At 74.5% G+C, this 24,864-nt stretch carries 21 protein-coding genes; 10 read left to right on the top strand and 11 right to left on the bottom strand.

Going from position 1 to position 24,864, the window contains the following annotated elements; translation table 11 throughout:
• Positions 1-11 precede the first annotated feature (11 nt).
• On the top strand, positions 12-257 hold the full coding sequence (locus V5O46_RS26720) for a hypothetical protein (RefSeq protein WP_332887267.1): 246 nt from the start codon (positions 12-14) through the stop codon (positions 255-257).
• A gap of 51 nt (positions 258-308) precedes the next feature.
• Here V5O46_RS26720 and V5O46_RS26715 read toward each other — a convergent pair whose 3' ends face one another.
• Positions 309-2,285: an ABC transporter ATP-binding protein gene (locus V5O46_RS26715; RefSeq protein WP_332887293.1), complete on the bottom strand. Its 1,977-nt coding sequence runs from the start codon at positions 2,283-2,285 to the stop codon at positions 309-311.
• Positions 2,286-2,435: 150 nt separating this feature from the next.
• Here V5O46_RS26715 and V5O46_RS26710 point away from each other — a divergent pair, with 150 nt between their 5' ends.
• The 4 genes from V5O46_RS26710 (at position 2,436) to V5O46_RS26695 (ending at position 8,156) form a co-directional block, all read left to right on the top strand.
• Positions 2,436-3,335, top strand: a complete 900-nt coding sequence (locus tag V5O46_RS26710) for a lysylphosphatidylglycerol synthase transmembrane domain-containing protein (protein WP_408649066.1) — start codon at positions 2,436-2,438, stop codon at positions 3,333-3,335.
• A gap of 58 nt (positions 3,336-3,393) precedes the next feature.
• Complete coding sequence (locus V5O46_RS26705; protein WP_332887265.1) at positions 3,394-4,158, top strand: crotonase/enoyl-CoA hydratase family protein; 765 nt, start codon at positions 3,394-3,396, stop codon at positions 4,156-4,158.
• Positions 4,159-4,755: 597 nt separating this feature from the next.
• Positions 4,756-5,940 (top strand): mechanosensitive ion channel family protein, encoded by a 1,185-nt coding sequence (locus tag V5O46_RS26700; RefSeq protein WP_332887292.1) that lies wholly within the window; start codon positions 4,756-4,758, stop codon positions 5,938-5,940.
• The gene (locus tag V5O46_RS26695) at positions 5,937-8,156 is read left to right on the top strand and encodes an NADP-dependent isocitrate dehydrogenase (protein ID WP_332887264.1); all 2,220 of its coding nucleotides are present in this window, start codon (positions 5,937-5,939) and stop codon (positions 8,154-8,156) included. The genes V5O46_RS26700 and V5O46_RS26695 overlap by 4 nt, the downstream gene beginning before the upstream one ends.
• Positions 8,157-8,212: 56 nt before the next feature.
• On the opposite strand, the gene V5O46_RS26690 is transcribed toward V5O46_RS26695, so the two are convergent.
• The gene (locus V5O46_RS26690) at positions 8,213-8,554 is read right to left on the bottom strand and encodes a DUF5713 family protein (protein ID WP_332887263.1); all 342 of its coding nucleotides are present in this window, start codon (positions 8,552-8,554) and stop codon (positions 8,213-8,215) included.
• A gap of 94 nt (positions 8,555-8,648) precedes the next feature.
• On the opposite strand from V5O46_RS26690, the gene V5O46_RS26685 reads away from it, so the two are divergent.
• Complete coding sequence (locus V5O46_RS26685; RefSeq protein ID WP_332887262.1) at positions 8,649-9,446, top strand: N-formylglutamate amidohydrolase; 798 nt, start codon at positions 8,649-8,651, stop codon at positions 9,444-9,446.
• Positions 9,447-9,479: 33 nt separating this feature from the next.
• Here the strand turns inward: V5O46_RS26685 and V5O46_RS26680 are convergent, their stop codons facing one another.
• Genes V5O46_RS26680 through V5O46_RS26670 form a run of 3 tightly spaced genes read right to left on the bottom strand, consistent with a single transcriptional unit; the run spans position 9,480 to position 12,042 of the window.
• Positions 9,480-9,968: a hypothetical protein gene (locus V5O46_RS26680; protein ID WP_332887261.1), complete on the bottom strand. Its 489-nt coding sequence runs from the start codon at positions 9,966-9,968 to the stop codon at positions 9,480-9,482.
• Positions 9,965-10,612, bottom strand: coding sequence for an RNA polymerase sigma factor (locus V5O46_RS26675; RefSeq protein WP_332887260.1), 648 nt, complete (start codon positions 10,610-10,612; stop codon positions 9,965-9,967). The genes V5O46_RS26680 and V5O46_RS26675 overlap by 4 nt, the downstream gene beginning before the upstream one ends.
• Complete coding sequence (locus V5O46_RS26670; RefSeq protein WP_332887259.1) at positions 10,609-12,042, bottom strand: S8/S53 family peptidase; 1,434 nt, start codon at positions 12,040-12,042, stop codon at positions 10,609-10,611. Before V5O46_RS26670 ends, V5O46_RS26675 begins: the two co-directional genes overlap by 4 nt.
• A gap of 146 nt (positions 12,043-12,188) precedes the next feature.
• Between V5O46_RS26670 and V5O46_RS26665 the strand changes: the two genes are divergently transcribed.
• A complete protein-coding gene (locus V5O46_RS26665; protein ID WP_332887291.1) occupies positions 12,189-15,497 on the top strand; it encodes a CHAT domain-containing protein in 3,309 nt (1,102 codons plus the stop codon).
• Positions 15,498-15,506: 9 nt separating this feature from the next.
• Here V5O46_RS26665 and V5O46_RS26660 read toward each other — a convergent pair whose 3' ends face one another.
• On the bottom strand, positions 15,507-17,357 hold the full coding sequence (locus V5O46_RS26660; RefSeq protein ID WP_332887258.1) for a LuxR family transcriptional regulator AbsR2: 1,851 nt from the start codon (positions 17,355-17,357) through the stop codon (positions 15,507-15,509).
• A gap of 361 nt (positions 17,358-17,718) precedes the next feature.
• Here V5O46_RS26660 and V5O46_RS26655 point away from each other — a divergent pair, with 361 nt between their 5' ends.
• On the top strand, positions 17,719-18,066 hold the full coding sequence (locus tag V5O46_RS26655) for a cupin domain-containing protein (protein ID WP_332887257.1): 348 nt from the start codon (positions 17,719-17,721) through the stop codon (positions 18,064-18,066).
• Here the strand turns inward: V5O46_RS26655 and V5O46_RS26650 are convergent.
• Entirely contained in the window at positions 18,053-19,060 is a 1,008-nt protein-coding gene (locus V5O46_RS26650; protein WP_332887256.1) for a LacI family DNA-binding transcriptional regulator, read from the bottom strand. The two genes, V5O46_RS26655 and V5O46_RS26650, sit on opposite strands and share 14 nt — an antisense overlap.
• A gap of 121 nt (positions 19,061-19,181) precedes the next feature.
• Here V5O46_RS26650 and V5O46_RS26645 point away from each other — a divergent pair, with 121 nt between their 5' ends.
• Positions 19,182-20,354 carry a Gfo/Idh/MocA family protein gene (locus V5O46_RS26645; RefSeq protein ID WP_332887255.1) on the top strand — a complete coding sequence of 391 codons (1,173 nt, stop codon included), beginning with the start codon at positions 19,182-19,184 and terminating at the stop codon, positions 20,352-20,354.
• Between the two features lie 10 nt (positions 20,355-20,364).
• On the opposite strand, the gene V5O46_RS26640 is transcribed toward V5O46_RS26645, so the two are convergent.
• Complete coding sequence (locus V5O46_RS26640; protein WP_332887254.1) at positions 20,365-20,976, bottom strand: TMEM175 family protein; 612 nt, start codon at positions 20,974-20,976, stop codon at positions 20,365-20,367.
• 75 nt (positions 20,977-21,051) lie between these two features.
• The gene (locus V5O46_RS26635) at positions 21,052-22,086 is read right to left on the bottom strand and encodes a LacI family DNA-binding transcriptional regulator (RefSeq protein WP_332887253.1); all 1,035 of its coding nucleotides are present in this window, start codon (positions 22,084-22,086) and stop codon (positions 21,052-21,054) included.
• A 286-nt stretch (positions 22,087-22,372) separates the two neighbouring features.
• On the opposite strand from V5O46_RS26635, the gene V5O46_RS26630 reads away from it, so the two are divergent.
• The gene (locus tag V5O46_RS26630; RefSeq protein ID WP_332887252.1) at positions 22,373-23,377 is read left to right on the top strand and encodes a Gfo/Idh/MocA family protein; all 1,005 of its coding nucleotides are present in this window, start codon (positions 22,373-22,375) and stop codon (positions 23,375-23,377) included.
• A 30-nt stretch (positions 23,378-23,407) separates the two neighbouring features.
• On the opposite strand, the gene V5O46_RS26625 is transcribed toward V5O46_RS26630, so the two are convergent.
• Positions 23,408-23,821 carry a VOC family protein gene (locus tag V5O46_RS26625; RefSeq protein ID WP_332887251.1) on the bottom strand — a complete coding sequence of 138 codons (414 nt, stop codon included), beginning with the start codon at positions 23,819-23,821 and terminating at the stop codon, positions 23,408-23,410.
• A gap of 140 nt (positions 23,822-23,961) precedes the next feature.
• Positions 23,962-24,864 (bottom strand): sugar phosphate isomerase/epimerase family protein, encoded by a 903-nt coding sequence (locus V5O46_RS26620; RefSeq protein ID WP_332887250.1) that lies wholly within the window; start codon positions 24,862-24,864, stop codon positions 23,962-23,964.

Genomic DNA, 24,864 nt, shown 5'->3' with positions numbered 1-24,864 from the left:
AAAATGCCGACATGAGCAGCGAGAGACGACGTACGGCGGCCTCTCACTCCCCCGAGCAGGTCTGCCCCGTGTGCAGGCAGCCGGTCGAGGCCGTGGTGGAGCGGCACAAGAACATGGCGGTCTACGTCCCCGTGTGGGCCCCGGGCCCCTGCCGCAATCCCCGATGCGCGCGCCACGAACCCAAGATGGTGCCGGCCGACCCGGTCTCACCACCGACGGCCGACGGTGACGGCGGGACCGGCGGCCGGCCGGACTAGCCCGGGCCTGCCGTCCGCGGCGGGACCGGGTGGTCCGGCCGGACGGCCTGCTCAGACCGTCGAGGTCGCCGCCTCGGATGCCCCCTCGGACGGCGCGTCCGCCGCCGGGGCGTCCGCCGGCCCGTCCACCGGGGCGTCCGCCGGCCCGGTCGCCGTCTCCGTCGCCCCCTCCGGCCGCCGGGCGAACTGGGTGCGGTACAGCAGTGCGTACCGGCCGCCCGCGGCCAGCAGTTCGTCATGGGTGCCGCGTTCCACGATGCGGCCCGCCTCGACGACGAGGATCTGGTCCGCGGCCCGGACCGTGGAGAGCCGGTGGGCGATGACGACGGCGGTCCGGCCCTGGAGCGCCTCGGTGAGCGCCTCCTGGACTGCCGCCTCAGAGGCGTTGTCGAGGTGGGCGGTGGCCTCGTCCAGGATGACCACACGCTGACGGGCCAGCAGCAGCCGGGCGATGGTCATCCGCTGGCGCTCCCCGCCGGACAGCCGGTAGCCGCGCTCTCCGACCACCGTGTCCAGTCCGTCGGGCAGCGAGCGGACGAGGTCGTCGAGGCGGGCCCGGCCCAGGGCCTCCCACAGGTCGCCGTCGGTCGCACCGGGCCGGGCGAGCAGCAGGTTGGCGCGGACGGTGTCGTGGAAGAGGTGGCCGTCCTGGGTGACCATGCCGAGGGTCTCCCGCAGTGCACCGGCGCTCAGGTCGCGCACGTCGACGCCACCGATCCGCACCGCTCCCCCGTCGGTGTCGTACAGCCGCGGCAGCAGCTGGGCGATGGTCGACTTGCCAGCGCCGGAGGAGCCGACGAGCGCCACGGTCTGTCCGGGCTCGGCGCGGAAGGAGACTCCGTGCAGGACCTCGGCGCCGCCCCGGGTGTCCAGCGCGGCGACCTCCTCGAGGGAGGCGAGGGAGACCTTGTCGGCCGACGGGTAGCCGAAGCGGACGTCGTCGAACTCGACCGACACCGGACCGTCGGGGACCCGGCGCGCGTCCGGCCGCTCCTCGATCAGCGGCTGCAGGTCCAGTACCTCGAAGACACGCTCGAAGCTGACCAGCGCGCTCATCACCTCCACGCGCGCCCCGGCGAGCGCGGTGAGCGGCGCGTACATCCGGGTCAGCAGCAGCGCCAGCGCCACCACGGCGCCCGGCTCCAGACCGCCGCGCAGGGCGAGGAACCCGCCGAGGCCGTAGACCAGGGCCAGGGCGAGTGCGGAGACCAGGGTGAGCGCAGTGATGAACGCGGCCTGGGCGGTGGCGGTGCGGACGCCGATGTCCGCGACCCGCCGGGCGCGCACCGCGAACTCGGCCGACTCCTCCTCCGGGCGGCCGAACAGCTTGACCAGGGTGGCGCCGGGCGCGGAGAAGCGCTCGGTCATCCGGGTGCCCATGGCGGCGTTCAGGGCGGCGGCCTCGCGCTGCATCCGGGCCATCCGGCGGCCCATGCGGCGGGCGGGGACGACGAAGACCGGCAGCAGGGCGAGCGCGAGCAGGGTGATCTGCCAGGACAGGGTGAGCATGACGGCGAGCGTGAGCAGCAGCGTCACCAGGTTGCTGACCACGCCGGAGAGGGTGTTGCTGAACGCCCGCTGGGCGCCGATCACATCGTTGTTGAGACGGGAGACGAGCGCCCCCGTACGCGTACGTGTGAAGAACGCGACCGGCATGCGCTGCACATGATCGAACACAGCCGTGCGCAGATCGAGGATGAGCCCCTCCCCGAGCGCCGCCGAGAGCCGCCGGGCGACGATGCCGAGCGCCGCCTCCGCGACCGCGATCAGCGCGATCAGCAGGGCCAGCCGTACGACGGCGGCCTCGTCGCCGCCCGAGACGATCGCGTCCACGACGCGGCCGGCCAGCACGGGCGTGGCGACGGCGAGGAGCGCCGTCACCACCCCGAGCAGCACGAACACGGCGATACGGCGCCGGTGCGGGCGGGCGAAGGCGGCGATGCGGCGCAGCGTCGCGCGGGCGAGAGGGCGGCGGTCCTGCTCGGCGTGCAGCACGCTCTGCAGCTGGGTCCAGGCGGTGGTCTCCATACTCATGGCCGGAACGCTAGGACCTCAAGCGACCTTGAGGTCAACGAGCGTCCGCTGTCCGTCCGTAAGCCTCCGGACCGGCGTGCGCCATCCGCCGTTGGCGCGGCGCGGGCAGCCTCTGGCGATGTGACGGTCCGCCGGGTCCTTTGTCTGCTTCCGCTGCTGCTCGTCGCCGTGGTGGCGGCGCAGCACCGCTCCGTGCTGGCCGACGGCTTCCGTCATCTCGCCACCGCGCAGTGGCCGTGGCTGCTGGCGGCGGCCGGAGCGACCTGTCTGACCTGGGTCGCCGCCGCCTGCACCCGGCAGGGCGCGGTGGTCGAACGGCTGCCCGGGGTACGGCTGCTCGCCACCCAGTTCGCGGCCGGCGCCGCCAACCATCTACTGCCGACGGGTCTGGGGGCGAGCGCCGTCAATCTGCGGTTCATGACGGTGTGCGGGCTGCCGCTCGCCCGTTCCTCGGCGGCGCTCGCGCTGTACCTGCTGGCGGAGAGCGTCGCCCGGGTGGCCCTGCTGGGCGTGCTGCTGCTGGTCTTCCCTGACGCCCTGCGGCTCGGCGCGCTGCTGCCGGAGGGCGTGCTCGGGTCGGTACTGGTGATCGGGGCGGTGGTGCTGGTGGTGGCCGCGGGGGTGCTGGGCCTGGTCCGGCGGGTGCGCTCGGCCGTGGTCTCGTTCCTGCGCACGGCGCTCGGCGAGGCCCGCTCGGTGCACGCCCGTCCGGCGCGGGCGGTGGCCCTGTGGGGCGGCTCGCTGGCGTTTCCGGCCCTGCAGGCCACCGGGCTGGTCCTGGTGGGGCGGGCGCTGGGGCTCCAGGTACCGGCCGCGCATGTGGCGGTGGCGTATCTGGCGGCGACGGTGGCCGTGGCGCTGGTGCCGACTCCGGGCGGGATCGGCTCTGTGGAGGCGGCACTGGTCGTGGCGCTGGTGGCGGCGGGGGGTCCGGCGGCGGTCGCCACGGCGGTGGTGCTGGCGTACCGGATCGTCACCGTCTGGCTGCCGATGCTGCCCGGGGCGCTGACCCTTGGGGCGCTGGTCCGGCTGAAGGTCATCTGACCGCGGCCCGGAGCGGGCCGGTAAATTGCCGGGTCCCAGCCATGAGAGGGGCATCCGCATGCCGGTCCGCGTCGAACGCCGAGGTCCCGTCACCACCGTCGTCCTGTCCCGCCCCGAGGTGCGCAACGCGGTCGACGCACCGACCGCCGCCGAGCTGGCCGCGGCGTTCCGCGCGTTCGACGCGGACGACGGGGCGCGGGTGGCGGTGCTGTGGGGCGAGGGCGGCACGTTCTGCGCGGGCGCCGATCTCAAGACACTGGCGGCGGGGCGGGGCAACCGAGTGGCGGAGGACGGGGACGGGCCGATGGGCCCGACCAGGCTGCGGCTGTCCAAGCCGGTCGTCGCGGCCGTCGCCGGGCACGCGGTGGCCGGGGGCCTGGAGCTGGCGCTCTGGTGCGATCTGCGGGTCGCCGAGGAGGACGCCGTCTTCGGGGTGTTCTGCCGCCGCTGGGGTGTACCGCTGATCGACGGCGGGACGGTGCGGCTGCCCCGGCTGATCGGCAGCAGCCGGGCCATGGACCTGGTCCTCACCGGCCGCCCGGTGCCGGCCCGGGAGGCCTACGACATCGGGCTCGCCAACCGGGTCGTGCCGACCGGCACCGCCCGCGCGGCCGCCGAGGAGCTGGCGGAGACCATCGCCCGGTTCCCGCAGGCCTGTCTGCGGGCCGACCGCGCGTCCGTGCTCGACCAGGAGGGCCGGGACGAGGAGACGGCGCTGCGCGGCGAGCTCCGGGGCGGCGCGGCGGTGCTGCCGGAGAGCCTCCGGGGCGCCACCCGCTTCGCCTCCGGCGCGGGCCGCCACGGCTCCTTCTCGGACGGGTGACCGACGCCGCGTCCGTGCGGGTCCGGTCCCCCGGCGGGTCCGGTCCTCCCCCGCCGCCGGACATCTTGCCGGCCCGGACGTCCCGAACGGCGCAACGGTCCGAGGACGGTACGGGCCCGGCCGGCCCGGACAGCGAGCAGCGCCGCCCGGCAGAGAACGAACACGCCTCCCGCCGGCAGCACACGCGCTCCGGCCCGGCCCCCGCGAGCCCCCTCGGGCTCGGGCCCTCGGCCGGCGCGCCGGGAGACCGCAGACGATCCGAACGCACCCCGACGACCACCACGGACCGGGTGCGCCACGGCGCAGGCACAGGCGCACCCCGGCCGACGCGGACGCGGGTCCGCGACCGGCGCGGGGACGGTCCCGCGGGCGGGTGTGGACGCGCCCCGCGGCCGGATCGCTTCGGCCCGCCGCCGGAGGCGGTACGGAGCACCCCCTCGGGTACGGCAGGATGAGCGAGCACGCCGCTCGAACTGTCCTGCGGACGCGGTGTGCTGGCACATTCCGGAGACGAGCAGGTGACGACGTGACGAGACTTCGCATCCGGCCGCCGGCGCGGCCCTTCGCCGCACCCGCACCCGGCGGAGGTGACCGATGGTGACCCGCGACCTCACCGTGGACGACCTGCTCCCCGCCGGTGTCGCGCTCGCCGCGGGCCTGCTGGCCGCCTTCCTGCTGCGGCTGCTGCTGCGCTGGCTGGCGGGACACGCCGGCCGCACCCGCTGGAGCGGCGACGACGTCATCGTGGACGCGCTGCGCACCGTGGTGCCGTGGGCTGCGGTCGCGGGCGGCGTGGCGGGGGCCGCTGCGGCGCTGCCGCTGACCCGGACCGTGCAGCACCACGTCAACCAGGTGCTGACGGTGCTGCTGATCTTCGTGGCGACGCTGTCGGCGGCCCGGGTGGTGGCCGGACTGGTCCGATCGGTGACCACCTCGCGCTCCGGGGTCGCCGGATCGGCCACGATCTTCGTCAACATCACCCGGATCCTGGTCCTGGCGATCGGCTTCCTGGTGATGCTGCAGACGCTCGGTGTCTCCATAGCACCGCTGCTCACCGCCCTCGGCGTCGGCGGTCTCGCGGTCGCCCTGGCCCTGCAGGACACGCTCGCCAACCTGTTCGCCGGCATTCACATCCTCGCCTCCAAGACCGTGCAGCCCGGCGACTACATCCAGCTCAGCAGCGGCGAGGAGGGCTATGTCGAGGACATCAACTGGCGGCAGACCACCGTCCGTGAACTGTCCAACAACCTCGTGGTGATCCCGAACGGCCAGCTCGCCAAGTCGAACATGACCAATTTCATGCGGCCCGAGCAGCGGCTGACCATCCTGGTTCAGGTCGGCGTCGCCTACGACAGCGACCTGGACCAGGTGGAGCGGGTGACGACCGAGGTGGTGGCCGAGGTCATGACCGAGATCTCCGGTGCCGTCCCGGAGCACGAGCCCGCGGTCCGCTTCCACACCTTCGGTGACTCCCGGATCGGCTTCACCGTGATCCTGGGCGTCGGGGAGTTCAGCGACCAGTACCGGATCAAGCACGAGTTCATCAAGCGCCTGCACCGCCGGTACCGCGCGGAGGGCATCCGGATCCCGGCGCCCGCCCGCACGGTGGCGCTCCAGCAGGCCGCGGTGGTCCTTCCCCAGCAGCGGAGCGGCACCGCGGCCGGTACCCCCGACGGCGGGTTCGTCCCGGAATCTTCCGGCGTACCCCTGTCGAGCTCTGATCGATCAGGAGATATCTTGATGTCGAGCAATGTTGCAGACGTGGAGCGGAGCACCCGGTGACTGACTCGACCATCATCTACACCCACACTGACGAGGCCCCGGCCCTGGCGACGTATTCCTTCCTGCCGGTGATCCGGGCGTACGCCTCGCAGGCCGGTGTCGCGGTGGAGACCCGCGACATCTCGCTGGCCGGGCGCATCATCGCGGTGTTCCCGGAGTACCTCACCGAGGAGCAGCGCATCCCGGACGCCCTGGCGGAGCTCGGAGAGCTGGCCAGGACCCCGGCCGCCAACATCATCAAGCTGCCGAACATCTCGGCGTCGATCCCGCAGCTCAAGGCCGCCGTCGCCGAGCTGCAGGGCCAGGGCTACGCACTGCCGGACTACCCGGACGACCCGAAGACCGACGAGGAGCGCGAGATCCGCGCCCGCTACGACAAGGTCAAGGGCTCCGCGGTCAACCCGGTGCTGCGCGAGGGCAACTCCGACCGGCGTGCCCCGGCCTCGGTGAAGAACTACGCCAAGAGCCACCCGCACCGCATGGGCGCCTGGACCGGCGAGTCGAGGACGAACGTGGCCACCATGGGCGTGGACGACTTCCGCTCCACCGAGAAGTCCGTGATCATCGCCGAGGACGGTGCGCTGCGCATCGAGCTCAAGGGCGACGACGGCTCCACCACCGTGCTGCACGAGTCGGTACCCGTGCAGCAGGGCGAGGTCGTGGACGCCTCCGTGATGCGGGTCGCCGCGCTGCGTGAGTTCCTCACCGCGCAGGTGGCCCGCGCCAAGCAGGAGGGTGTGCTGTTCTCCGTGCACCTGAAGGCCACGATGATGAAGGTCTCCGACCCGATCATCTTCGGTCATGTGGTGCGTGCGTTCTTCCCGAAGACCTTCGCGCGGTACGGCGAGCAGCTCGCCGCGGCCGGCCTCACCCCGAACGACGGTCTGGGCGGCATCTACAAGGGTCTGGAGTCGCTGCCGGAGGGTGCCGAGATCAAGGCCTCCTTCGACGCCGAGCTGGCCGAGGGCCCGGAGCTGGCCATGGTCGACTCCGACAAGGGCATCACCAACCTGCACGTGCCTTCCGACGTCATCATCGACGCCTCCATGCCGGCCATGATCCGCACCTCGGGCCACATGTGGGGGCCGGACGGGCAGGAGCACGACGCCCTCGCGGTCATCCCGGACTCCTCCTACGCGGGCGTCTACCAGGCCGTGATCGAGGACTGCCGGGCCAACGGCGCCTACGACCCGTCCACGATGGGCTCGGTGCCGAACGTGGGCCTGATGGCGCAGAAGGCCGAGGAGTACGGCAGCCACGACAAGACCTTCGAGATCCCGGTCACCGGCACCGTCCGCCTGGTCGACCAGGCCGGCAACGCCGTCATCGAGCAGACCGTGTCCGCCGGTGACATCTTCCGCGCCTGCCAGACCAAGGACGCCCCGATCAAGGACTGGGTGAAGCTGGCCGTCACCCGCGCCCGCGCCACCGGCGACCCGGCGGTGTTCTGGCTGGACGCCACCCGCGGCCACGACGCCAACCTGATCAAGAAGGTCGAGCAGTACCTGCCGGAGCACGACACCGAGGGTCTGGACATCAGGATCCTGTCCCCGATGCAGGCCACCGAGCTGTCGGTGGAGCGCATCCGCCGCGGCGAGAACACCATCTCGGTCACCGGCAACGTGCTGCGCGACTACCTGACCGACCTGTTCCCGATCCTGGAGCTGGGCACCAGCGCCAAGATGCTGTCGGTGGTGCCGCTGATGGCGGGCGGCGGCCTGTTCGAGACCGGCGCCGGCGGGTCCGCGCCGAAGCACGTGCAGCAGCTGGTCAAGGAGGACTACCTGCGCTGGGACTCCCTGGGTGAGTTCTTCGCGCTGGTGCCGTCCCTGGAGCAGTACGCCGAGGCCACCGGCAACGCCCGCGCCAGGGTGCTGGCCGACGCCCTCGACCGGGCCACGGCGACCTTCCTCAACGAGGACAAGTCCCCGACCCGCCGCGTCGGCGGCATCGACAACCGCGGCAGCCACTTCTACCTGTCCCTGTACTGGGCGCAGGAGCTCGCCAAGCAGACCGACGACGCGGAGCTGGCCAAGGCCTTCGCCTCGCTCGCCGAGGCGCTCGCCGCCAACGAGCAGCGCATCGTCGACGAGCTGATCGCCGTCCAGGGCAAGCCCGCCGAGATCGGCGGCTACTACCAGCCCGACCCGGCCAGGGCCGCCGCCGTGATGCGCCCGTCCGCCACCTGGAACGCGGCACTGGCGTCCCTCGGCTGAACCACGGGACCCGCACGGCACCCCGTCCCCGGCCCACCGGGGACGGGGTGCCGTCGTCACCACTCCCGGGTGGCGATCAGCTCCTCCACGTCCGCCTCCGGGAACCCGTAGGCCTCGGCGACGAACCGGAAGTCCTCGGCTATCGCCTCCCGGGCGACCGTCTCGATCTCGCTGCCGGCCGCCTCGAACGCGCTCTCCAGGTCGTTGAACTCCTCCGTCGCGGCGTGTGTCAGCGCGTACAGCGCGGTCAGGTCCGCGGGCCCGGTCGCCTCGATGCGCTCGCACAGCCGCAGCAGCACCGCCCGGCCCCGGTCCACGACGTCGTCGGGGAAGTACGCGTCCTCGTACAGCCCCCGCAGAAACCGGTGTGCGCCCACCCGTTGACTGCTGATCGGCATGCCGCCCCCTTCGCTGATCGATCCGGCACCTCGATCCTCCCGCACACCACTGACATCGCCCGCCCCGCCGCCGATCCCCACCCGGGAGCAGCCCATGACCGACGCGCCGCGTTCCTTCGAGTTGCTGCCCGGGGCCGCCGGCTCCCCGCTGATCCTGCATGTGCCGCACTCCGCGCGGACGATCCCGCCGGACGTCCGAGCCGGGATCGTGCTCGGTGACGCGGCGCTGGAGCGGGAACTCGACCACATCACCGACGCGCACACCGCCGAGCTGGCCGCAGCGGCGGCACGGCGGGCCCGGGTCACGCCCTGGCGGTTCGTCAACCGGCTGTCCCGGCTGGTGGTGGACCCGGAGCGGTTCCCGGACGAGCGGGAGGAGATGGCGGCCGTCGGCATGGGCGCGGTGTACACCCGGACCACGCACCGCGAGCGGCTGCGGCCCGCCGGCACCGACCCCGAGCCGCTGCTGGAGCGGTACTTCCGGCCGTACGCCGCGGCGATGACCCGGGCCGTGGCGGACCGGCTCGCCGCCACCGGACGGGCCGTGATCCTGGACGTGCACTCCTACCCCGGCGAGCCGCTGCCCTACGAGCTGCACGGCGACGGCCCCCGCCCGCCCGTCTGCCTGGGCACGGACCCCTTCCACACCCCGCCCGGGCTGCTCGCCGCGGCGCGGGAGGCGTTCGCGCGGTGCGGGGAGACGGGGCTCGACAGCCCGTTCGCGGGGACGTACGTGCCACTGGAGTTCTACGGCCGGCGTGCCGAGGTCGGCGCGCTGATGGTGGAGATCCGCCGGGACACCTACATGAGCGAGCCGGGCGGTCCGGCCGGCCCCGGGCTGGCGCGGGCGGCCGAGTCGCTGGCCGCGCTGGTCGACGCCGTGTCGCGCTGACCGGCGTCGCGCGCCGGGAACCGGGAGCGGGTGTCAGGCCCGCAGCCACTCGGTGACGACCAGCTCCCCGCCGGACCGCAACCGCAGCGCGAACGGCCCCGCCGGCGGTGCCTCGCCGGTGAACCGGCCCAGGTCGTCCGCGGTGAGCGAGCGCGCCGACTGCGGCCCGCTCAGCACCTCGATCCGGGCGGGGCGCGGTGGCAGCAGCTGCCCGATGAGGCCGTCGGCGGTGACCTCGACGTCGATGGTGACGTCCCCCGCCCGGAAGGTGAGCATCCGCGGCGGCGGCGCCTCACCGCGCACCGGGATGCCGTCGACCAGCGAGTCGAAGGTCAGCTCGGCGAGCCGGGCGTCCAGATCGTGCAGCGCGTAGGCGTCCACGGCGATCCGGCTCAGCTCCGCCGGGACCGGGTCGAGGATCGCGGCGGCCTGCCGCAGCTCCTCCTCCAGCAGATCGTCGGCCAGTACGTCGTCGGCCGGCGGCCCGTAGCCGAACGCGCCGTCGTCGTAGGTGTCGCTCATCGTGTCCCCCGTGCTTCCAGCCGGTCCCGCAGCCGGCGCAGACAGCGCTGGCGCATCGGCCCGATACTGCCCACCGCGATGCCCAGCGCCGCCGACACCTCCTGGTAGCTGGGCGGCGGCGAGGCCATCAGCACCCGCAGCAGCTGCCGGCACCGCTCGCCCAGCTCCTCGAACTCCTGCCACAGCCACCGGATGCGCTCGCTCTCGGCGGCGGCCTCCTCCGAGTCCAGCACCCGCTCCTCGGGCGTACGGTCCTCGCTGGCCCGGTCCAGCAGCTGCGGATCGTCCGTCGGTGTCCAGCGCCGGGACGCCTTCAGCACCTTCAGCGACTCGTGCCGCGCGGTGCTCGCCAGCCACGATCCGGCCTTGTCCGGTTCCCGGATCCGCCCCAGGTGCTGGGCGAACCGGAACCAGGCGGTCTGGTACACCTCGTGCGCGTCGGCGTCGGAGAGCCCGTGGGATCGCACCACGGACCAGATCAGCGGCCCCAGCCCCTCCACCAGTGCCTTCCACGCCGCCGCGTCACCGTCGGCGGCGGACTGGACGAGCGCCCCGACAGCAGCACGTTCCACGGTCCCACCCCTCGTGTACGAGTGGTCATCGTACGCCGTGGAGGGGGCCGTTCCGGCCGGTGTGCCGCTCATGCCCCGGCGGCGGGCGGGTCGACGGGGTCCGGCCGCCAGGTGGGTGGCAGCAGCGCGGGCACGTGCGCGCCGCGGACCTCGGCGTAGTCGGCCACCGCCGCGAGGAGCTGCCTGCGGGCGGCGCGCGGGTCGGTCTCCTTGTGCGCCGTCATATGTGCGGCGACGAGTCCGGCGGCCACCGGGGCGGCGAACGAGGTGCCGCTCCACTGGGCATGCCCGTCGAACATCACCTGGTCCGGCTTGCCCGCCGGGTCGCCCGGCTCACTGAGGACGCCGGTGTGCCGGGGGTGACTGCAGGTGCAGGCGTAGCCGAAGCCGAACCGGCAGTCGTCGTAGGAGGAGTGCTGGTAGACGTAGGGCACCGGGGTGCCGAAGCCGGTGAGGGCGCCGGTGAGCCGCTCGCCGGGCGCGTAGGCCCGCACCCAGGAGCCGTGGTTGCTGAAGCAGGCGCCGAACTCGCCGTCGCTGCGCAGCGCGCCGACCGAGAGCACGGCGTTCTCCCAGCCGGGCAGGGCGGCGTAGGCGGCGGGCCAGAAGGGGGTGGCACTGGCGTTGTTGCCGGCGGCGGCGACCAGCAGGGTGCCCTGGTCGCGCAGTTCCTCCATGAAGGCGTGGATACCGAGCAGGCCGTCGGTACGGCCGTTGGAAGTGCCTGCGGAGAGGCTGAGGACGGCCGGCCAGCCGTGGCCGTCGACCGCCTCGAAGAGCTTCTCACCGAACTCGGACTCCAGGATCGCCCCGCAGTCGTTGAGGGTGTTGCGCACGATGATGTCGGTGTTGGGTGCGACGGCGGCGAGGACCCCGGCGATGAAGGTGCCGTGGCCGACGTACTGCTGGAGTACGCCGTCGTCGTCGCACTCCCGGAGCTGCGCGTCGCCGGTGGTGTGGGCCAGCAGCGCACAGGACCGGTAGTCGTGCATGAGACCGGTGTCGACGACGAGGACGCCGACGGCGGTGTCCGCCTCGTACGGGGTGGTGTCCGGGGCCGGGTTGGGCGGGGTGGTGCGCGGCACGGGCACGGGCTCGTCGCCGGGGCAGGCGTTGACGGCGATGGACACCACGTGGTTGCGGCTGATCAGCCGGCGGCCGGCGCGTCCCTCGGTGGCCCGCAGCGAGCGCAGCGCGTTCGCCACCGCCGGGTCGCCGCGGCCGTCGCCCTCGCCCGGGTCACCGACCCGGATACGGGTGATGCCGGTGCGGTTGGTCTCGGGGCTCGCCCGGCGCACCTGGTCCGCGCCGAGCCCGGCGAACGTGGTGAAGTGCTCGCGCACGGTGTCCTCGACGAGGCGCGCCTCCTCGCCGTCGCGGGCGAGGACGACACCCTTCTCGTACAGGAACTCGGCGGAGTCGTCCGGTCCCATCGCCAGGGGGACGTCGGACATCGAGCGCTGGATCTGGTCGAACTGCTCGCGGAATCGCTGAGGTGCCATGGCGTGTCCTCCACTGCGGCGGCGGTCGTCAATCAGAGCCCGTGGGCGGCTGATTGATACAGACACCCACCTGTGGGACGTGGTTCCGCACCACTACCATCCGTGGGGTGACCGCCGGAGACGAATCGGTGCTCGACCTGCTGCCGATGGTGTTCGCCGCCCCGGGCGAGGCGCGGGCGCGGGCGGAACGGGTGCTCACCGGCTCTCCTGCGCCGGTGCACGCCTCCGTCGCCCATCAGGTGATCGGTATCTGGCAGCGGGACTTCGGCGACACGCGGCTGGCGCTGGCCCATCTGCGGCGCGCCCGGGACCTGGCGGCACGCGCGGACTCGGCCGACCGCGAGGCGGATGTGCTGGCCACGCTCGGCGTGGCGCTGGTGCACTCGGGGCGCACCCGGCAGGGCTTGGCCGCGTTCGAGCGGGGCGTGGCGCGCGGCACCGGGCACACCCGGGCGCGGGTGCTGTTCCGGCGAGGGTACGTGTGGTGGGTGCTGGGCCGGCACGCCGAGGCCCTGGAGGACGTACGGCGGGCCGTGCCGGTGCTGCGGCAGGCGGAGGACGTGATCTGGACGGCGCGGGCGCTGACGCTGCGGGCGACGGTGCATCTGGCACTGGGCGCGGTGGAGCGGGCGGAAGCCGACTTCACGGCCGCGGAGGCGCTGTGGGACACCACCGGCCAGGACCACGACAAGGCGGACGTGGTGGAGAGCCGGGGGCTGGCGGCGTTCCGGTCGGGGGACGTGCCGGCGGCGCTCCGGCTGCTCGACGAGGCCGAGGAGCGGTACGCGCAGCTGGGCACGCCCACGTTCATGCTGAGCATCCGGCGCTGCGAGGTGCTGATGGCGGCGGGGCTGGCGCCGGAGGCACTGGCCGAGGCGGACGCGGCGCTCGCCGTGCTGGACGGCATCGGCGGGCAGTCGACGCGCCGGGCGGAGCTGCTGCTGGTGGCCGCGCGGGCGGCCCGGCCGGCCGGCGACCCGCAGACCGCGATCGCCCGCGCGGCCGCCGCCGTACGGCTGTTCGCCGGGCAGCGGCGCACCTGGTACGAGACACATGCCCGGCTGGTGCTGATCGAGGCACGGGCGGCGGCCGGGCACGGCTCGGGGCGGCTGGTCGCGGACGCGGCGGCGGTGGCGCGGCGGCTGGCGGCGTTCGGCGCGCCGGCCGCGCCGGAGGCCTCGCTGCTCGCGGGCCGGATCGCGCTGGACCTGGGCCGGACGGCGGAGGCCGAGCGGCATCTGGCACTGGCCGCGCGCAGTCGGCACGGCGGGCCGCCGCTGGCCCGGATGACGGGCTGGGTGGCACAGGCGCTGCGGGCCCGGGCGGCGGGCTCGGCCCGGCGGCTGCTGGAGGCGTGCCGGCGCGGGCTGGACGTGCTCGACGACCACCGGATGACACTGGGCGCCCCGGAGCTGCGGGCGCGCGCCACGGAGCAGGGCACCGAGCTGGCGGCGATGGCGCAGCGGGCGAGTCTGGCCTCGGGCGGTCCGCGGCGGCTGCTGGTGTGGAGCGAGAGATGGCGGGCGACGGTGCTGTCCGCGCCGCCGACCCGGCCGCCGGCCGATCCGGCGCTGCTGCGCGGGATGACCGCGTTCCGGGAGATCGCCGACCGTGCGGAGCGGGCCCGGATGGACGGCCGGCCCGTCCCGGCGCTGGAACGCGAACAGCGCAGGCTGGAGCGGGAGATCCGCTCCCGGACCCGGCACATGCGGGGTGCGGCTCCCGGCGGCGGGGACCGGTTCGACGTAGGCCGACTGCTCGCGGCGCTCGGCGGCGACGTGCGGCTGGTGGAACTGGCCGTGCTGGACGGGCGGGTGCAGGTGCTGCTGTGCGGCCGGGGGCGGGTACGGCGGTTCGAGGCGGGGCTGCTGGCGGAGGCCGAGCGGGAGGCCGACCATGTCCAGGCCGGGCTGCGGCGGCTGGCGCATCCGGGGGCGGAGGCACGGTTGCCGCTGGTGGAGGCCGCAGGGCGGCGGCTGCAGGAGCTGCTGCTCGGACCGGCTGCGGCACAGCTGGGCTCCGGCCCGGTGGTGATCGTCCCGCCGGCCCGGCTGCACCGGGTGCCGTGGGCGCTGCTGCCCGCCCTGCGGGAGCGGGTGCTGAGCGTGTCGCCCTCGGCGAGCAGCTGGCTCCGCGCCCGGGAGACCGCCCCACCGCCCGGCGGACGCCATGTCCTGGTCCGTGGTCCGGGCCTGGCGGGCGGCGGCGCGGAGGTCCCGGAACTCGCCGGCCGCTACGGCCCTCACGCCACCCCGGGTCCGACGGCCACACGCGTGCGGGCGGACCCCGCCCGCACCGGGGCCCCCACCCACGAGCCCTCCGCCCCCGGTCCCGGAACCGCGGACCACCCCCGACCCGGGCCCCGAGGCCAAGCGGGCGACCACACCACGGACCAGACCGACCGCACCACGGGCAGAGCCGAGGAACCGCCCGGTCCCGGAACCGCGGGCCACACCCCACCCCGGCCCCGGAACCACGCCGACGACCGGCCTGCGGGCGGGACCGAGGACATCACCACAGGCAAGGCGGAGGACCGTACCAGGCCCCGGGCCGCACACCCCGCCGCACTCCACGACCGGAACCACGCCGACGACCGACCCGGGGACGAGGTCGAGGACCACACCACGACCGCGGTCAAGGTCCCTGCCGGGTACGGGGCTCGGGACCGGGCCCGAACCGTCACCGGCCTCCACGCCGGGGGCGGCATGGACGACCGCGCCGCCGACCGGGCCTGCGACCGCCCCCGGCGCGAGGGTGAGACCCGGACCGGGGACCGGACCCGAAACCGTGCCAGGGACCGGACCGGAAACCCGGACGAGGGCCGGACCGGAGACGGGAGGCCCGGTGGGCGGGCCGGGGGCCGGACGGGGCACGGTGGGCGGGCCGGGGGCGGGGGCGGGGCCGGGCCGGGGGCCGGCGGTGTGCCGGACGACGGCGGCGCCGACGGTGCCGGTGAGGGCGCGCGTGCGGCAGGCGCTGTGCGTCCCGTCATGCTGGAGGGTGACGAGGCGCGGGTCCCGCGGGTGCTGGCGGAGCTGGACGGGGCCGGCCTGGCGCATATCGCCGCGCACGGCACGTTCCGGGCCGACAGCCCGCTGTTCTCGTCGCTTCGGATGGCCGACGGGCCGCTGATCGTGCACGACTTCGAGCGGCTCGACCGCAGCCCGTACCGGATCATCCTGTCCTGCTGCGACACCGCCCGGTTCGCGACGGTGGGCGCGGACGAGCTGCTGGGCCTGGTCACCGCGCTGCTGCCGCTGGGTACGGCCGGGGTGGTGGCGTGCAGCGCGCCGGTCAACGACGCGGCGGTGGTGCCGCTGATGCTCGCCCTGCACAAGGGCCTGGACGCGGGCCTGTCGCTGGCGGAGGCACTGCGCGATGCGCGGGCGGCGCTGCCGGACGACGCCGTGCACCAGGCCACGGGGTGGGCGTTCGCCGCGTTCGGGGCCGCCTGACCCGGAGCGTCACGCCGAGCGCGCCTCCGGCGGCTCCACCAGCCAGGGCAGTGCGCCGCGGTCGCCGGCGCCCAGCCGGGCGTAGGCGCTGTAGAGGTGGTTGCCGACGGTCCGGACGGACAGGGTGAGCCGCTCGGCGATCTGCCGGTTGCTCAGCCCGGCCGCGGCGAGGGTGACGACCTGCCGCTGGCGGGCGGTGAGTTCACCGAGGACCAGACCGGACAGGGCGGGGGTGCGGGCGCCCTGGCAGTACGCGGCCAGGGCCATGGCACGGGTACGGGAGGTGCGGGCGGCGCTCGGGTCCCGGTGCACGCGGGCGGCCTGGGCGTGGGCCTCGGCCGCGAACAGCAGGAATCCGCGCCGCCGCAGCTCCTCGGCCGCCCGGTCCAGGCCCGGCCCGTCGCCGCGGGCGAGAGCGCCGGCGTGGTCGGCGAAGACACCGGTCAGCCGCCGGGCGGCCGTCCGGGGGAAACCGAGGCGTACCGCGTCGTAGGCGGAGCAGGCGTCGTGTGCGGGGCCGTCGGGGAGGGCGGACAGGGCCGCGTCGAGGTCGCCGCGCGCGGCGGCGGACCAGACAGCGGTCCGTCCTCCGCCGCCGCCGGGGCCGGCCGGCGGCTCCCCCGACTGGGCTGCGGCAAGGGCGAGTTCGGTCGAGCACTCCGGGTCGCCGGGCGCCTGCCGAAGGCCCTCGCGCGCCCATGCCGCCGCGGTGCGCAGCTCGCCGCGGAGCCGGGCGCAGCGGGCGCGTACGGCCGCGTACCCGGCCGGTACGGGTGCGCCCTCGTCGACGAGCCACTCCCCCACCGGGGCCGCCGTCTCCCGCAGGTCGGCCCGCTCGATGCGGCGGACCAGGGCGGCGCGCTCGGCGGTGAGCGCGGAGCCGCACCGGCCGGCGGTACCGGACAGCCGCCGGGCGCGCAGGCGGCCGGCGGCGGACCGCAGGACGGGGCCGTGCAGGGGGTGGGCGAGACGGGCGGCGTCGCCGGGGCCGTCGAGGTGGACCAGGCCCTCGCGCTCCAGCGTCTCCAGGTCCCCGAGGGTGCCGGCGTCGGCGTCGGCGAGGGGCAGCGGAAGGGGTTCGGCGAAGGCCAGGCGTTCCAGTGTCCCGCGCTCGCCGGTGCGGGGACGGTCGAGGACGTGGGCGGTGCGCTCGCGTACCGCCGGGGTCATGGGCACCGGGCCGCGCCACGTCCACCGGCCGGTGTCGGGGACCGTGGCGAGCAGTCCGCGTTCACGTACGGCTCCCGTCAGGTCGCGCAGCAGCCGCAGATCGCCGCCGCACAGGCGGTGCAGGCGGTCGGCGGTGAGCGGGTCGGGGGCGCGGCCGGTGCCGGCCGCGAGGAGTTCGGCGGTCTCGTCCCGGGGCAGCGGCTCCAGGGCGAGCCGGGGCAGCAGCTCGCCCGTCCACAGCCGGGCGACGGCGGCGGGCGCGGGCGCGCCGTCGGTCGCGACGACCAGCAGCCGGGTGCGGCCGTGCACGGCGAGCTGGTGGACCAGGGCGGCGGAGTCGGCGTCGAGCAGATGGGCGTCGTCGACGAGCAGCAGCCGCACCGCGGACAGCAGTCGCACCGCACGGTGCAGCGTGACCCGTTCGGGCAGCAGATGCGCGAAGGCGGCGAAGGGGATGTGCCGGGTCGCGGGCGTGCCGGTGGCCAGGGCGTGGTCGGTGCCGCGGACGGCCTCGGTGACCAGCCGGGTCTTGCCATGACCCGGCTGACCGGTCACCACCAGCCCCGGCCGCCCCGCGGCCACGGCGCGGCGCACCAGCTCCAGTTCGTCCCGGCGTGCGGTGAACGGCCAGGGCAGCAGCCGCAGTGTCGTGGTGTCCCGGTCGGTGTCCGCCACATCGAAAGTCGTCACGACAACAGGAGTCGGCGTACTCACCCGTGATACAGGCGACTTGAGTAGACCCCGACTCAGGCGCCCGGCCCGGCGTGCACGGCACTCTGGTCCCGACGTCGCTGATGACGGCGGGGGGCCGCGCCGCGCCCGGGCGCGAGAGGGCCACAGTCCGGCGCCGGGGAAGGGCCGGGAGCGCCGCCTTCGGGGGAGGGCGGCGCTCCCGGCCGCATCGCCCGTCCGCGGTACGGGGGTCGGCGGACGGGCGGACCCGCACTCCGCCGCGCGGTGTCGGGCACGCGACGAAGTGTCCTGCGGGTGTCCCTGAAACGCCACACTCTGTCGGCCTTCCCGACACGGTCCCGCTGGCTAGGGTCGCGGCATGGACCACAGCTTCGCTCTTCACATCCCCGACGCCGAGCTCGAACCGGAACCCCTGGACCCCGGTCAGATCGTGTCCGGAACCCCGGAGGTGACCGGCAGGGTCGTCTGGGAGTCGGCGGACGGCCGCCAGGTGCGCGGCATCTGGCAGATCACCCCGGGCGTGGTCACCGACACCGAGGCGGACGAGCTGTTCGTGGTGATCAGCGGGTCGGCGACCATCGAGGTGGCGGACGGTCCGACGCTGGCTGTGGGGCCCGGCGACATGGCCGTGCTGCGCGCCGGCGACCGTACGACGTGGACGGTGCACGAGACGCTGCGCAAGGCCTACGCGATCAACCTCGGCTGACCGGAGTCGCCGTGGTGCCCCGGACCTCCAGGGTGGGTGCGGTCAGGTGGCGGCTCCCCTCGCCCGCGGGCTGCCCGAAGCGGTCGAGCAGACAGCGCGCCGCGCGTCGGCCGACCTCGTGGCCGGCGTTGTCGACCGTGGTCAGCCGTACGTGGCGGAGCCGGGAGATGCCGGTGTTGTCGTACCCGGCCACGGAGAGGTCGTGCGGTACGCGCAGGCCCAGCTCCCCGGCCGCCGACAGGGCGCCGACGCCCGCGATGTCGTTCACGGCGAACACGGCGGTGGGCGGCTCGGGGCGGCTGAGCAGCCGGACGGCGGCGCGGTAGCCGCCGTCCTCGGTCATGTCGCAGGGTTCCACCTGCGCCTGTCCGGCGAGTCCGTGGGCGCCCATCGCCGCCGCGAAGCTGTGTCGGCGCAGCGCGCCGACCTCGCCGTAGCCCGCGAGGTGCGCGATACGGCGGTGGCCGAGGCCGATGAGGTGCTCGGTGACCAGTCTTGCGCCTTCGGCGTCGTCCCCGGCGACGACGTCCACGCCGGGCGGCACCGGCTCGCGGGCGCCCGCGACGACGACGGGCATCCGGGCGGCGACCGGGCCCAGGGCGGCCGGGTCGGGCAGTGTGCCGACCACGACCAGGCCGTCGACGCCGAGGTCGCCCAGCGGGCCGGCCGGGTCCTGCCCGGTGCGCCGGTTGAGGCGGGCGTCGGCGAGCAGCATGTAGAGACCGGCCGCGTGCAGCAGCGAGTTCAGGCCGTCGAGCAGATCGACGAACCACGGGTTGCGCAGGTCGTTCAGCAGTACGCCGACGGTGCGGGTGCGCTGCTCGCTGAGGCTGCGGGCGGCCGCGTTGGGACGGTAGCCCAGCTCCCGCACGGCGCGCAGCACGGCCTGCCGCTTCTCGGGGCGCACCTGTGCGGAGCCCCGCAGCACGAGCGACACCAGCGACTTGGAGACACCGGCGCGCTCGGCCACGTCGCGGATGGTCGGATGCTTCATGATATGGACCGTTCCACGAGCACGGGTTCGCTGTCAAAGCCTTGACAGCACTGGTTGACCGTGCCCAGGTTAGAGCCGACGAACATATGGACCGGTCCAATTCAGTCGTCTAGGAGTTCTCATGGTGGATGCGGTGGAGGCGCTCGGTGTCGCCGTCGTCGGGTTCGGCTGGATGGGCCGGGTGCACGCCCGGGCGTACGCCCGGGTCCGGCATCACTATCCGCAGCTACCGCTGCGTCCGGAGCTGGTGGCGGTCGCCGAGGAGGTGCCGGGGCGGGCGGAGGAGGCCGCCGCGCAGTTCGGTTTCGCCTCGGCGACCCGGGACTGGCGCGAGGTGGCCGCCGACCCGCGGGTGCGGGCGGTCAGCGTCACGGCTCCGAACTTCCTGCACCGCGAGATCGGCGTGGCGATGGCCGGGGCGGGCAAGCATCTGTGGATCGAGAAGCCGGTGGGTCTCACCGCGGCGGACGCCCGTGCGGTGGCGGACGCCGCCGCGGCGGCCGGCGTCCAGGGCACGGTCGGCTTCAACTACCGCAACGCGCCCGCCGTGGAGGCGGCCCGCGACCTGATCGCCACCGGCGGCATCGGCACCGTCACCCATGTGCGGATCCGGCTGTTCAGCGACTACGCGGCCCACCCGGAGTCCGCGCTCACCTGGCGGTACGAGCGGGAGCGGGGCGGCAGCGGGGTGCTGGGCGACCTGGCCTCGCACGGCGCGGACCTGGCCCGGTTCCTGCTGGGCGACATCGCCTCGCTCACCGCGGACACGGCGGTCTTCGTCCCGCAGCGGGCCCGCCCGGTCGCGGTGACCGCCGGGCACGCCCGGGCCGCGGGCGGTGAGCCGGGCCCGGTGGAGAACGAGGACTACGTCGGCTGTCTGCTGCGTTTCGCCTCCGGGGCGCGCGGTGTGCTGGAGGCCTGCCGGGTGTCGGTCGGCGAGCAGAACACCTACGGCTTCGAGGTGCACGGCACCCGGGGAGCGGTGTTCTGGGACTTCCGGCGCATGAACGAGCTGGGGATCAGCCGCGGTACGGCGTACCAGGACCAGCCGGTGAGCACGGTGTACGCCGGCCCGGGCCACGGCGAGTTCGCGGCCTTCCAGCCGGGGGCGGCCAACGCCATGGGCTACGACGATCTGAAGGTGATCGAGGCCTGCCGCTTCCTGCGCTCGATCGCCGAGGGCGTGCCGCACGGCGCCACCCTGCGGGACGCCGTGCACAGCGCCGCCGTACTGGACGCGATGGCGCGGTCGGCGCGGAGCGGCGCCTGGTCGGACGTGGACGCGGGGCCGTGACGGCGGGCGGTCAGGCCGCCCGGCGGGCCCGCAGGCCGAGCGCGGCCTTGACCGGGGCCATGGCGAGCCAGAGCCACATGGCGGCGGAGCCGGCGGCCAGGGCGAGCGGGATGCTGAGGAGGAACACCGTCACCGTCACCGCGAGATCGAGCGCGAAGAACCCGAAGCCCTCCGGGGGCTCGGTCTCGCCGCGCAGCCAGGGGCGCCGGGCCAGCAGGAGCAGCAGCGCGAGGTGGGCGGCGCCCAGGGCGGCGACCGACCCCGCGTAGATGGCGACCGACGCCGGCTCCCCGCCGTACTCGGAGATCAGTTTCGTGGGGAAGGGCACCAGGGCGGCGCATCCCAGGCCCAGGATCGACAGCGTGATGACCTGTCCGTCGACCTGCCGGACGAATCCGAAGATCCGGCGGTGCTCCCGCCAGAAGACGCCCAGCACCAGCACGCTGAGTGCGTAGGCCCCGAGGTTCGGCAGCAGTTCGCGCAGTTCGTCGTGGTACTGCGCGGAGTCGAGGTCCCGCGGCACGGAGAAGTCCAGGACGAGCAGGGTGATGGCGATGGCGAACACGCCGTCCGCCAGGGCCACCAGCCGCTCCGGCCCCCCGTCCGGGATGGATTTCCACATGGGCACGACGGTAGGGAGCCGCGGTGCGCGGTGCTCAGTGGCACGCCCGCGCCACGCCGAGCGCGCCGGGGAGCGTCACACGGCCGTGGCCGGCGGCGGCATGTTGTACGGCGTGACCACCTGGATCGCGGAGGCCGGTACCGGGCCCGTGGGCGGCAGCGCGCCGTGGGCGCGCATGACGGCGTGGCAGGCCTCGCGCAGGTCCTGCCGCAGGTCGTGGTGGAGCACCGCGGACAGGCGGTGCTCACGCAGCAGCCGGGTGTTGTCGTGGTCCAGGTCGTGGGCGACGAAGACGGCGCACCGGCGGCCCAGGTCGGCGAAGGCGCGCAGGGTGGCGTTGTTGCCGCCGCCGATCGAGTAGACCGCCCGGATGTCCGGGTCGCGTTCCAGGGCGGAGCGGACCAGGTCGTACTGGGTGGCGTCGAGCCCCTCGCCCTCGGCGATCTCGACGAGCGCGCGGTCCGGGTGGCGGGCCCGCATGACGCTGCGGAAGCCCATCTCGCGCTCCTCCTCGTTGCGGAAGAACCCGCTGCTGAGGCTGATCAGGACGTTGCCGGGCCGGTCGCCGAGCCACTGGCCCATGAGATAGGCGGCCGTCGCGCCCGCCGCACGGTCGTCGATCCCGACGCGGGCGAGCCGGGCGCTGCCGGGCAGGTCGGTCACCAGGGTCACCACCGGGATGCCCGCCGCCGCCAGGCGGCCCACGGCGGCGGTCGTCCCGGGGACGTCCGGAGCCTTGAGGATCACGCCCTGGGAGCCGCGCCGGACGATGCCGTCCAGGACGCGGACCAGCTCCCCGACGGGTCCGGTCTGGCGGAAGTGGAAGCGGGAGCGGACGACCGCCGGTTGCAGGGAGGGCAGTTCGGCCTCCAGGGCCGCGCGTACCGCGGTGGTGAACCGCTCCGGTGCCTGCACCACGATGTCCACCATGAAGGTGCGGCCGGTCAGCCGGACCTGGGTGCGTTGCCGGTCCAGATCGGCGATGGCCCGGTGCACCTCCTGCGCGGTACTCTCCCGGACCCCGCCCCGGCCGTTGAGGACCCGGTCCACGGTGGCCTCGCTCAGGCCCGACTGCCGTGCGATCTCCCGGATCGGGAACGGGTGGCCCACGCGGCGGCTCCTTGAGGGGTTTTTGATGGACTGCTGCTGGTTGTCCGAGGGGTTTGTACTGACAAGAATGACACCGGCCGTGTCGGTCGCCCGGCCGGGCCCGGTCACCGGTCACCCCGGCCACGGGCCCGGGCGCGGGCGCCACGGACCGCTGTGGAAGGCGCGGAGAGCCCCGCAGCACCTCGGCGGTGATCAACTGGGACCGGTACCCGCCCGGCGGACCGCACCGACGACGCCCCGTCCGGCAGCGGACGGCACCCCGGACACACAAGGAGCAGCGATCCACATGCGTATCGGAATCCTCGGCCTCGGCCGCATCGGCGCCTTCCATGCCGAGACCCTCTCCGGACTCGACGCCGTCGGCTCGCTGATCGTCGCCGACCCGGTCGCGGACGCCGCCAAGGCCGCCGCCGAGCGGTTCGGCGCCGACGTGGCGGACACCCCAGAGGCCGTGCTGGCCGCCGGGGTGGACGGGGTGGTGGTGGCCGCCGCGACCGACGCCCATCCGGCGCTGATCCGCGCCGCCGTCGAGGCCGGCGTCCCCGTCTTCTGCGAGAAGCCGGTGGCCCGGACCATGGCGGAGGGCGTCGAGGTGCTCAAGCTGGTCGCGGGCCGGGAGGTGCCGGTGCAGATCGGCTTCAACCGCCGCTTCGACGCCGGGTTCGCCGCGGCCCGGGACGCCGTCCGCGCGGGGGAGCTCGGCACGCTGCACACCGTACGGTCGACCACGCTGGACCCGGCGCCGCCGCCGGCCTCCTACATCGCCGCGTCCGGCGGCATCTTCCGGGACTGCGCGGTGCACGACTTCGACGCCATCCGCTGGGTGACGGGCCGTGAGGTGAGCGAGGTGTACGCCGTCGGCGGCAACCGCGGCGCCGACTACATCCGGGCGGCGGGCGACGCCGACACCACCGGCGCGGTCCTCACCCTGGACGACGGCACCATCGCCGTGGTCTCCAACAGCCGGCACAACGCGCGCGGGCACGATGTCCGGATGGAGCTGCACGGGTCCGCGGACTCCGTCGCCGTCGGCCTGGAGGACCGGCTGCCGCTGCGCTCGGTGGAGCCCGGGACGGGCTTTCCGGCCGGGATCCCGCACGACTTCTTCATGGACCGCTTCGCGGCCGCCTACCGCACGGAGCTCACGGCGTTCACCGAGGTGGTGGCCGGTACCCGGCCCTCGCCGTGCACGGTGGAGGATGCGCTGGAGGCGGGCTGGACCGCCGAGGCCTGCACGCTGTCGCTGCGCGAGCACCGGCCCGTGCGGGTGGCGGAGGTGCGGCTGCCGTGAGCGGGCGGGGCGGGCCGGCGGGCCGTACGGTCAGCCCGTCGGCTCGCTGATGTTCACCATCCAGGAGACTCCGAACCGGTCCGTGCACATGCCGAAGACATCGCCCCACATCTGCTTCTCCAGCGGCACGGCGACGGTCGCGCCGACGGACAGCTTGTCCCAGTAGCCGCGCAGCTCGGCCTCGTCGTCGCCGTTGAGACACACCGAGTAGGTGTTCCCCGGGGTGTGCTGCATGCCGGGCGGGGTGTCGGCGCCCATCAGGGTGAAGCCGCCGGGGGTCTCCAGCGAGCCGTGCATGATCTTGTCGGCTTCCGGACTGCCGGGCTCGCTGAACTCGCCGAAGGTGTTCAGCGACAGGGTGCCGCCGAACACCTGCTCGTAGAACTGCATCGCCTGCCGGGCGTCGCCGTCGAAGCTGAGGTAGGGGTTGAGACGCGAGGTCATGGTGCCTCCCGGAACGGGACGAAGTGCCAGTGCTGTGCACGCTAGCGCGCTGCACCGGCCTCGGCCCGCCGAGCGGCGCACCGGCGGGACCCCGCCCGTCGGGGCCGCCCGGCTCCCCCCGGCCCCGGGCACGGCCGGCCTCAGGCGCCGCAGGAGCGGAGGAACCTGCGGGTGCGGGCCGCGATGGGCAGCGGCCGGTCCGGTTCGCAGGGGTACATGTCCTGCTCGACGATGGCGAACAGTTCCACGCCGAGCCGCTGCGCGGCGGCCAGCACCGGTTCCAGCTCCGGCACACCGCCCGGCGGTTCGCACATCACACCCCGCGCCACGGCGGGCCCGAACGGCACGCCGTTCGCGGTGACCTCGGCGAGGATCTCCGGGTCGACCTGCTTGAGGTGGAGGTAGCCGATGCGCTCGCCGTAGGTCTCGATCAGCTTGACGCTGTCTCCGCCGCAGTAGGCGTAGTGGCCGGTGTCCAGGCAGAGGTTGACCAGCTCGGAGTCGGTGGAGTCGAGGAACCGCTCGACATGCTCCTCGGTGTCGATGTGGGTGTCGGCGTGCGGGTGGACGACGACGTCCAGTCCGTAGGTCTCGCCGACCTCGTGGCCGAGCCGTTCCATGCCCTTGGTCAGATGGGCCCACTGCTCGCGGGTGAGCTCGCTGGGTTCCAGGATTCTGGCGGTCCTGTCGTCCCGCCAGAAGGAGGGGATGACGACGAGGTGCCGCGCGCCCGTGGCCCGGGCGAGCGCAGCGACCCGGCGGACCTGCTCCCAGGTGCCGTCCCACTCGGCCGGGCCGCGGTGCAGGCCGCAGAAGACGGTGCCGGCGGAGACCTTCAGTCCGCGCCGGGCCACCTCGTCGGTGAGCCGGGCGGGGTCGGTGGGGAGATAGCCGTAGGGGCCCAGTTCGATCCAGGAGTAGCCGGCCTCGGCGACCTCGTCCAGGAAACGCTGCCAGGGCACCTGCTGCGGGTCGTCGGGGAACCAGACGCCCCAGGAGTCGGGGGCCGAACCGACCCGGATGCGGTCGAGTACGGGGGGCAT

It is taken from the genome of Streptomyces poriticola, assembly GCF_036689765.1.
GTDB classification, from domain to species: domain Bacteria; phylum Actinomycetota; class Actinomycetes; order Streptomycetales; family Streptomycetaceae; genus Streptomyces; species Streptomyces poriticola.
This window is presented reverse-complemented; position numbering and strand designations above follow the sequence as displayed.

Excerpts from the sequence above, each read along its gene's own strand:
- V5O46_RS26620 (WP_332887250.1), bottom strand. The coding sequence starts at position 24,864 with ATGCCCCCCGTACTCGACCGCATCCGGGTCGGTTCGGCCCCCGACTCC.
- V5O46_RS26625 (WP_332887251.1), bottom strand. The coding sequence starts at position 23,821 with ATGACCTCGCGTCTCAACCCCTACCTCAGCTTCGACGGCGACGCCCGG.
- V5O46_RS26720 (WP_332887267.1), top strand. The coding sequence starts at position 12 with ATGAGCAGCGAGAGACGACGTACGGCGGCCTCTCACTCCCCCGAGCAG.
- V5O46_RS26645 (WP_332887255.1), top strand. The coding sequence starts at position 19,182 with ATGGTGGATGCGGTGGAGGCGCTCGGTGTCGCCGTCGTCGGGTTCGGC.
- V5O46_RS26630 (WP_332887252.1), top strand. The coding sequence starts at position 22,373 with ATGCGTATCGGAATCCTCGGCCTCGGCCGCATCGGCGCCTTCCATGCC.
- V5O46_RS26640 (WP_332887254.1), bottom strand. The coding sequence starts at position 20,976 with ATGTGGAAATCCATCCCGGACGGGGGGCCGGAGCGGCTGGTGGCCCTG.
- V5O46_RS26685 (WP_332887262.1), top strand. The coding sequence starts at position 8,649 with ATGACCGACGCGCCGCGTTCCTTCGAGTTGCTGCCCGGGGCCGCCGGC.
- V5O46_RS26670 (WP_332887259.1), bottom strand. The coding sequence starts at position 12,042 with ATGGCACCTCAGCGATTCCGCGAGCAGTTCGACCAGATCCAGCGCTCG.
- V5O46_RS26705 (WP_332887265.1), top strand. The coding sequence starts at position 3,394 with ATGCCGGTCCGCGTCGAACGCCGAGGTCCCGTCACCACCGTCGTCCTG.
- V5O46_RS26690 (WP_332887263.1), bottom strand. The coding sequence starts at position 8,554 with ATGCCGATCAGCAGTCAACGGGTGGGCGCACACCGGTTTCTGCGGGGG.
- V5O46_RS26665 (WP_332887291.1), top strand. The coding sequence starts at position 12,189 with ATGGTGTTCGCCGCCCCGGGCGAGGCGCGGGCGCGGGCGGAACGGGTG.
- V5O46_RS26650 (WP_332887256.1), bottom strand. The coding sequence starts at position 19,060 with ATGAAGCATCCGACCATCCGCGACGTGGCCGAGCGCGCCGGTGTCTCC.
- V5O46_RS26675 (WP_332887260.1), bottom strand. The coding sequence starts at position 10,612 with ATGAGCGGCACACCGGCCGGAACGGCCCCCTCCACGGCGTACGATGAC.
- V5O46_RS26715 (WP_332887293.1), bottom strand. The coding sequence starts at position 2,285 with ATGGAGACCACCGCCTGGACCCAGCTGCAGAGCGTGCTGCACGCCGAG.
- V5O46_RS26655 (WP_332887257.1), top strand. The coding sequence starts at position 17,719 with ATGGACCACAGCTTCGCTCTTCACATCCCCGACGCCGAGCTCGAACCG.
- V5O46_RS26680 (WP_332887261.1), bottom strand. The coding sequence starts at position 9,968 with ATGAGCGACACCTACGACGACGGCGCGTTCGGCTACGGGCCGCCGGCC.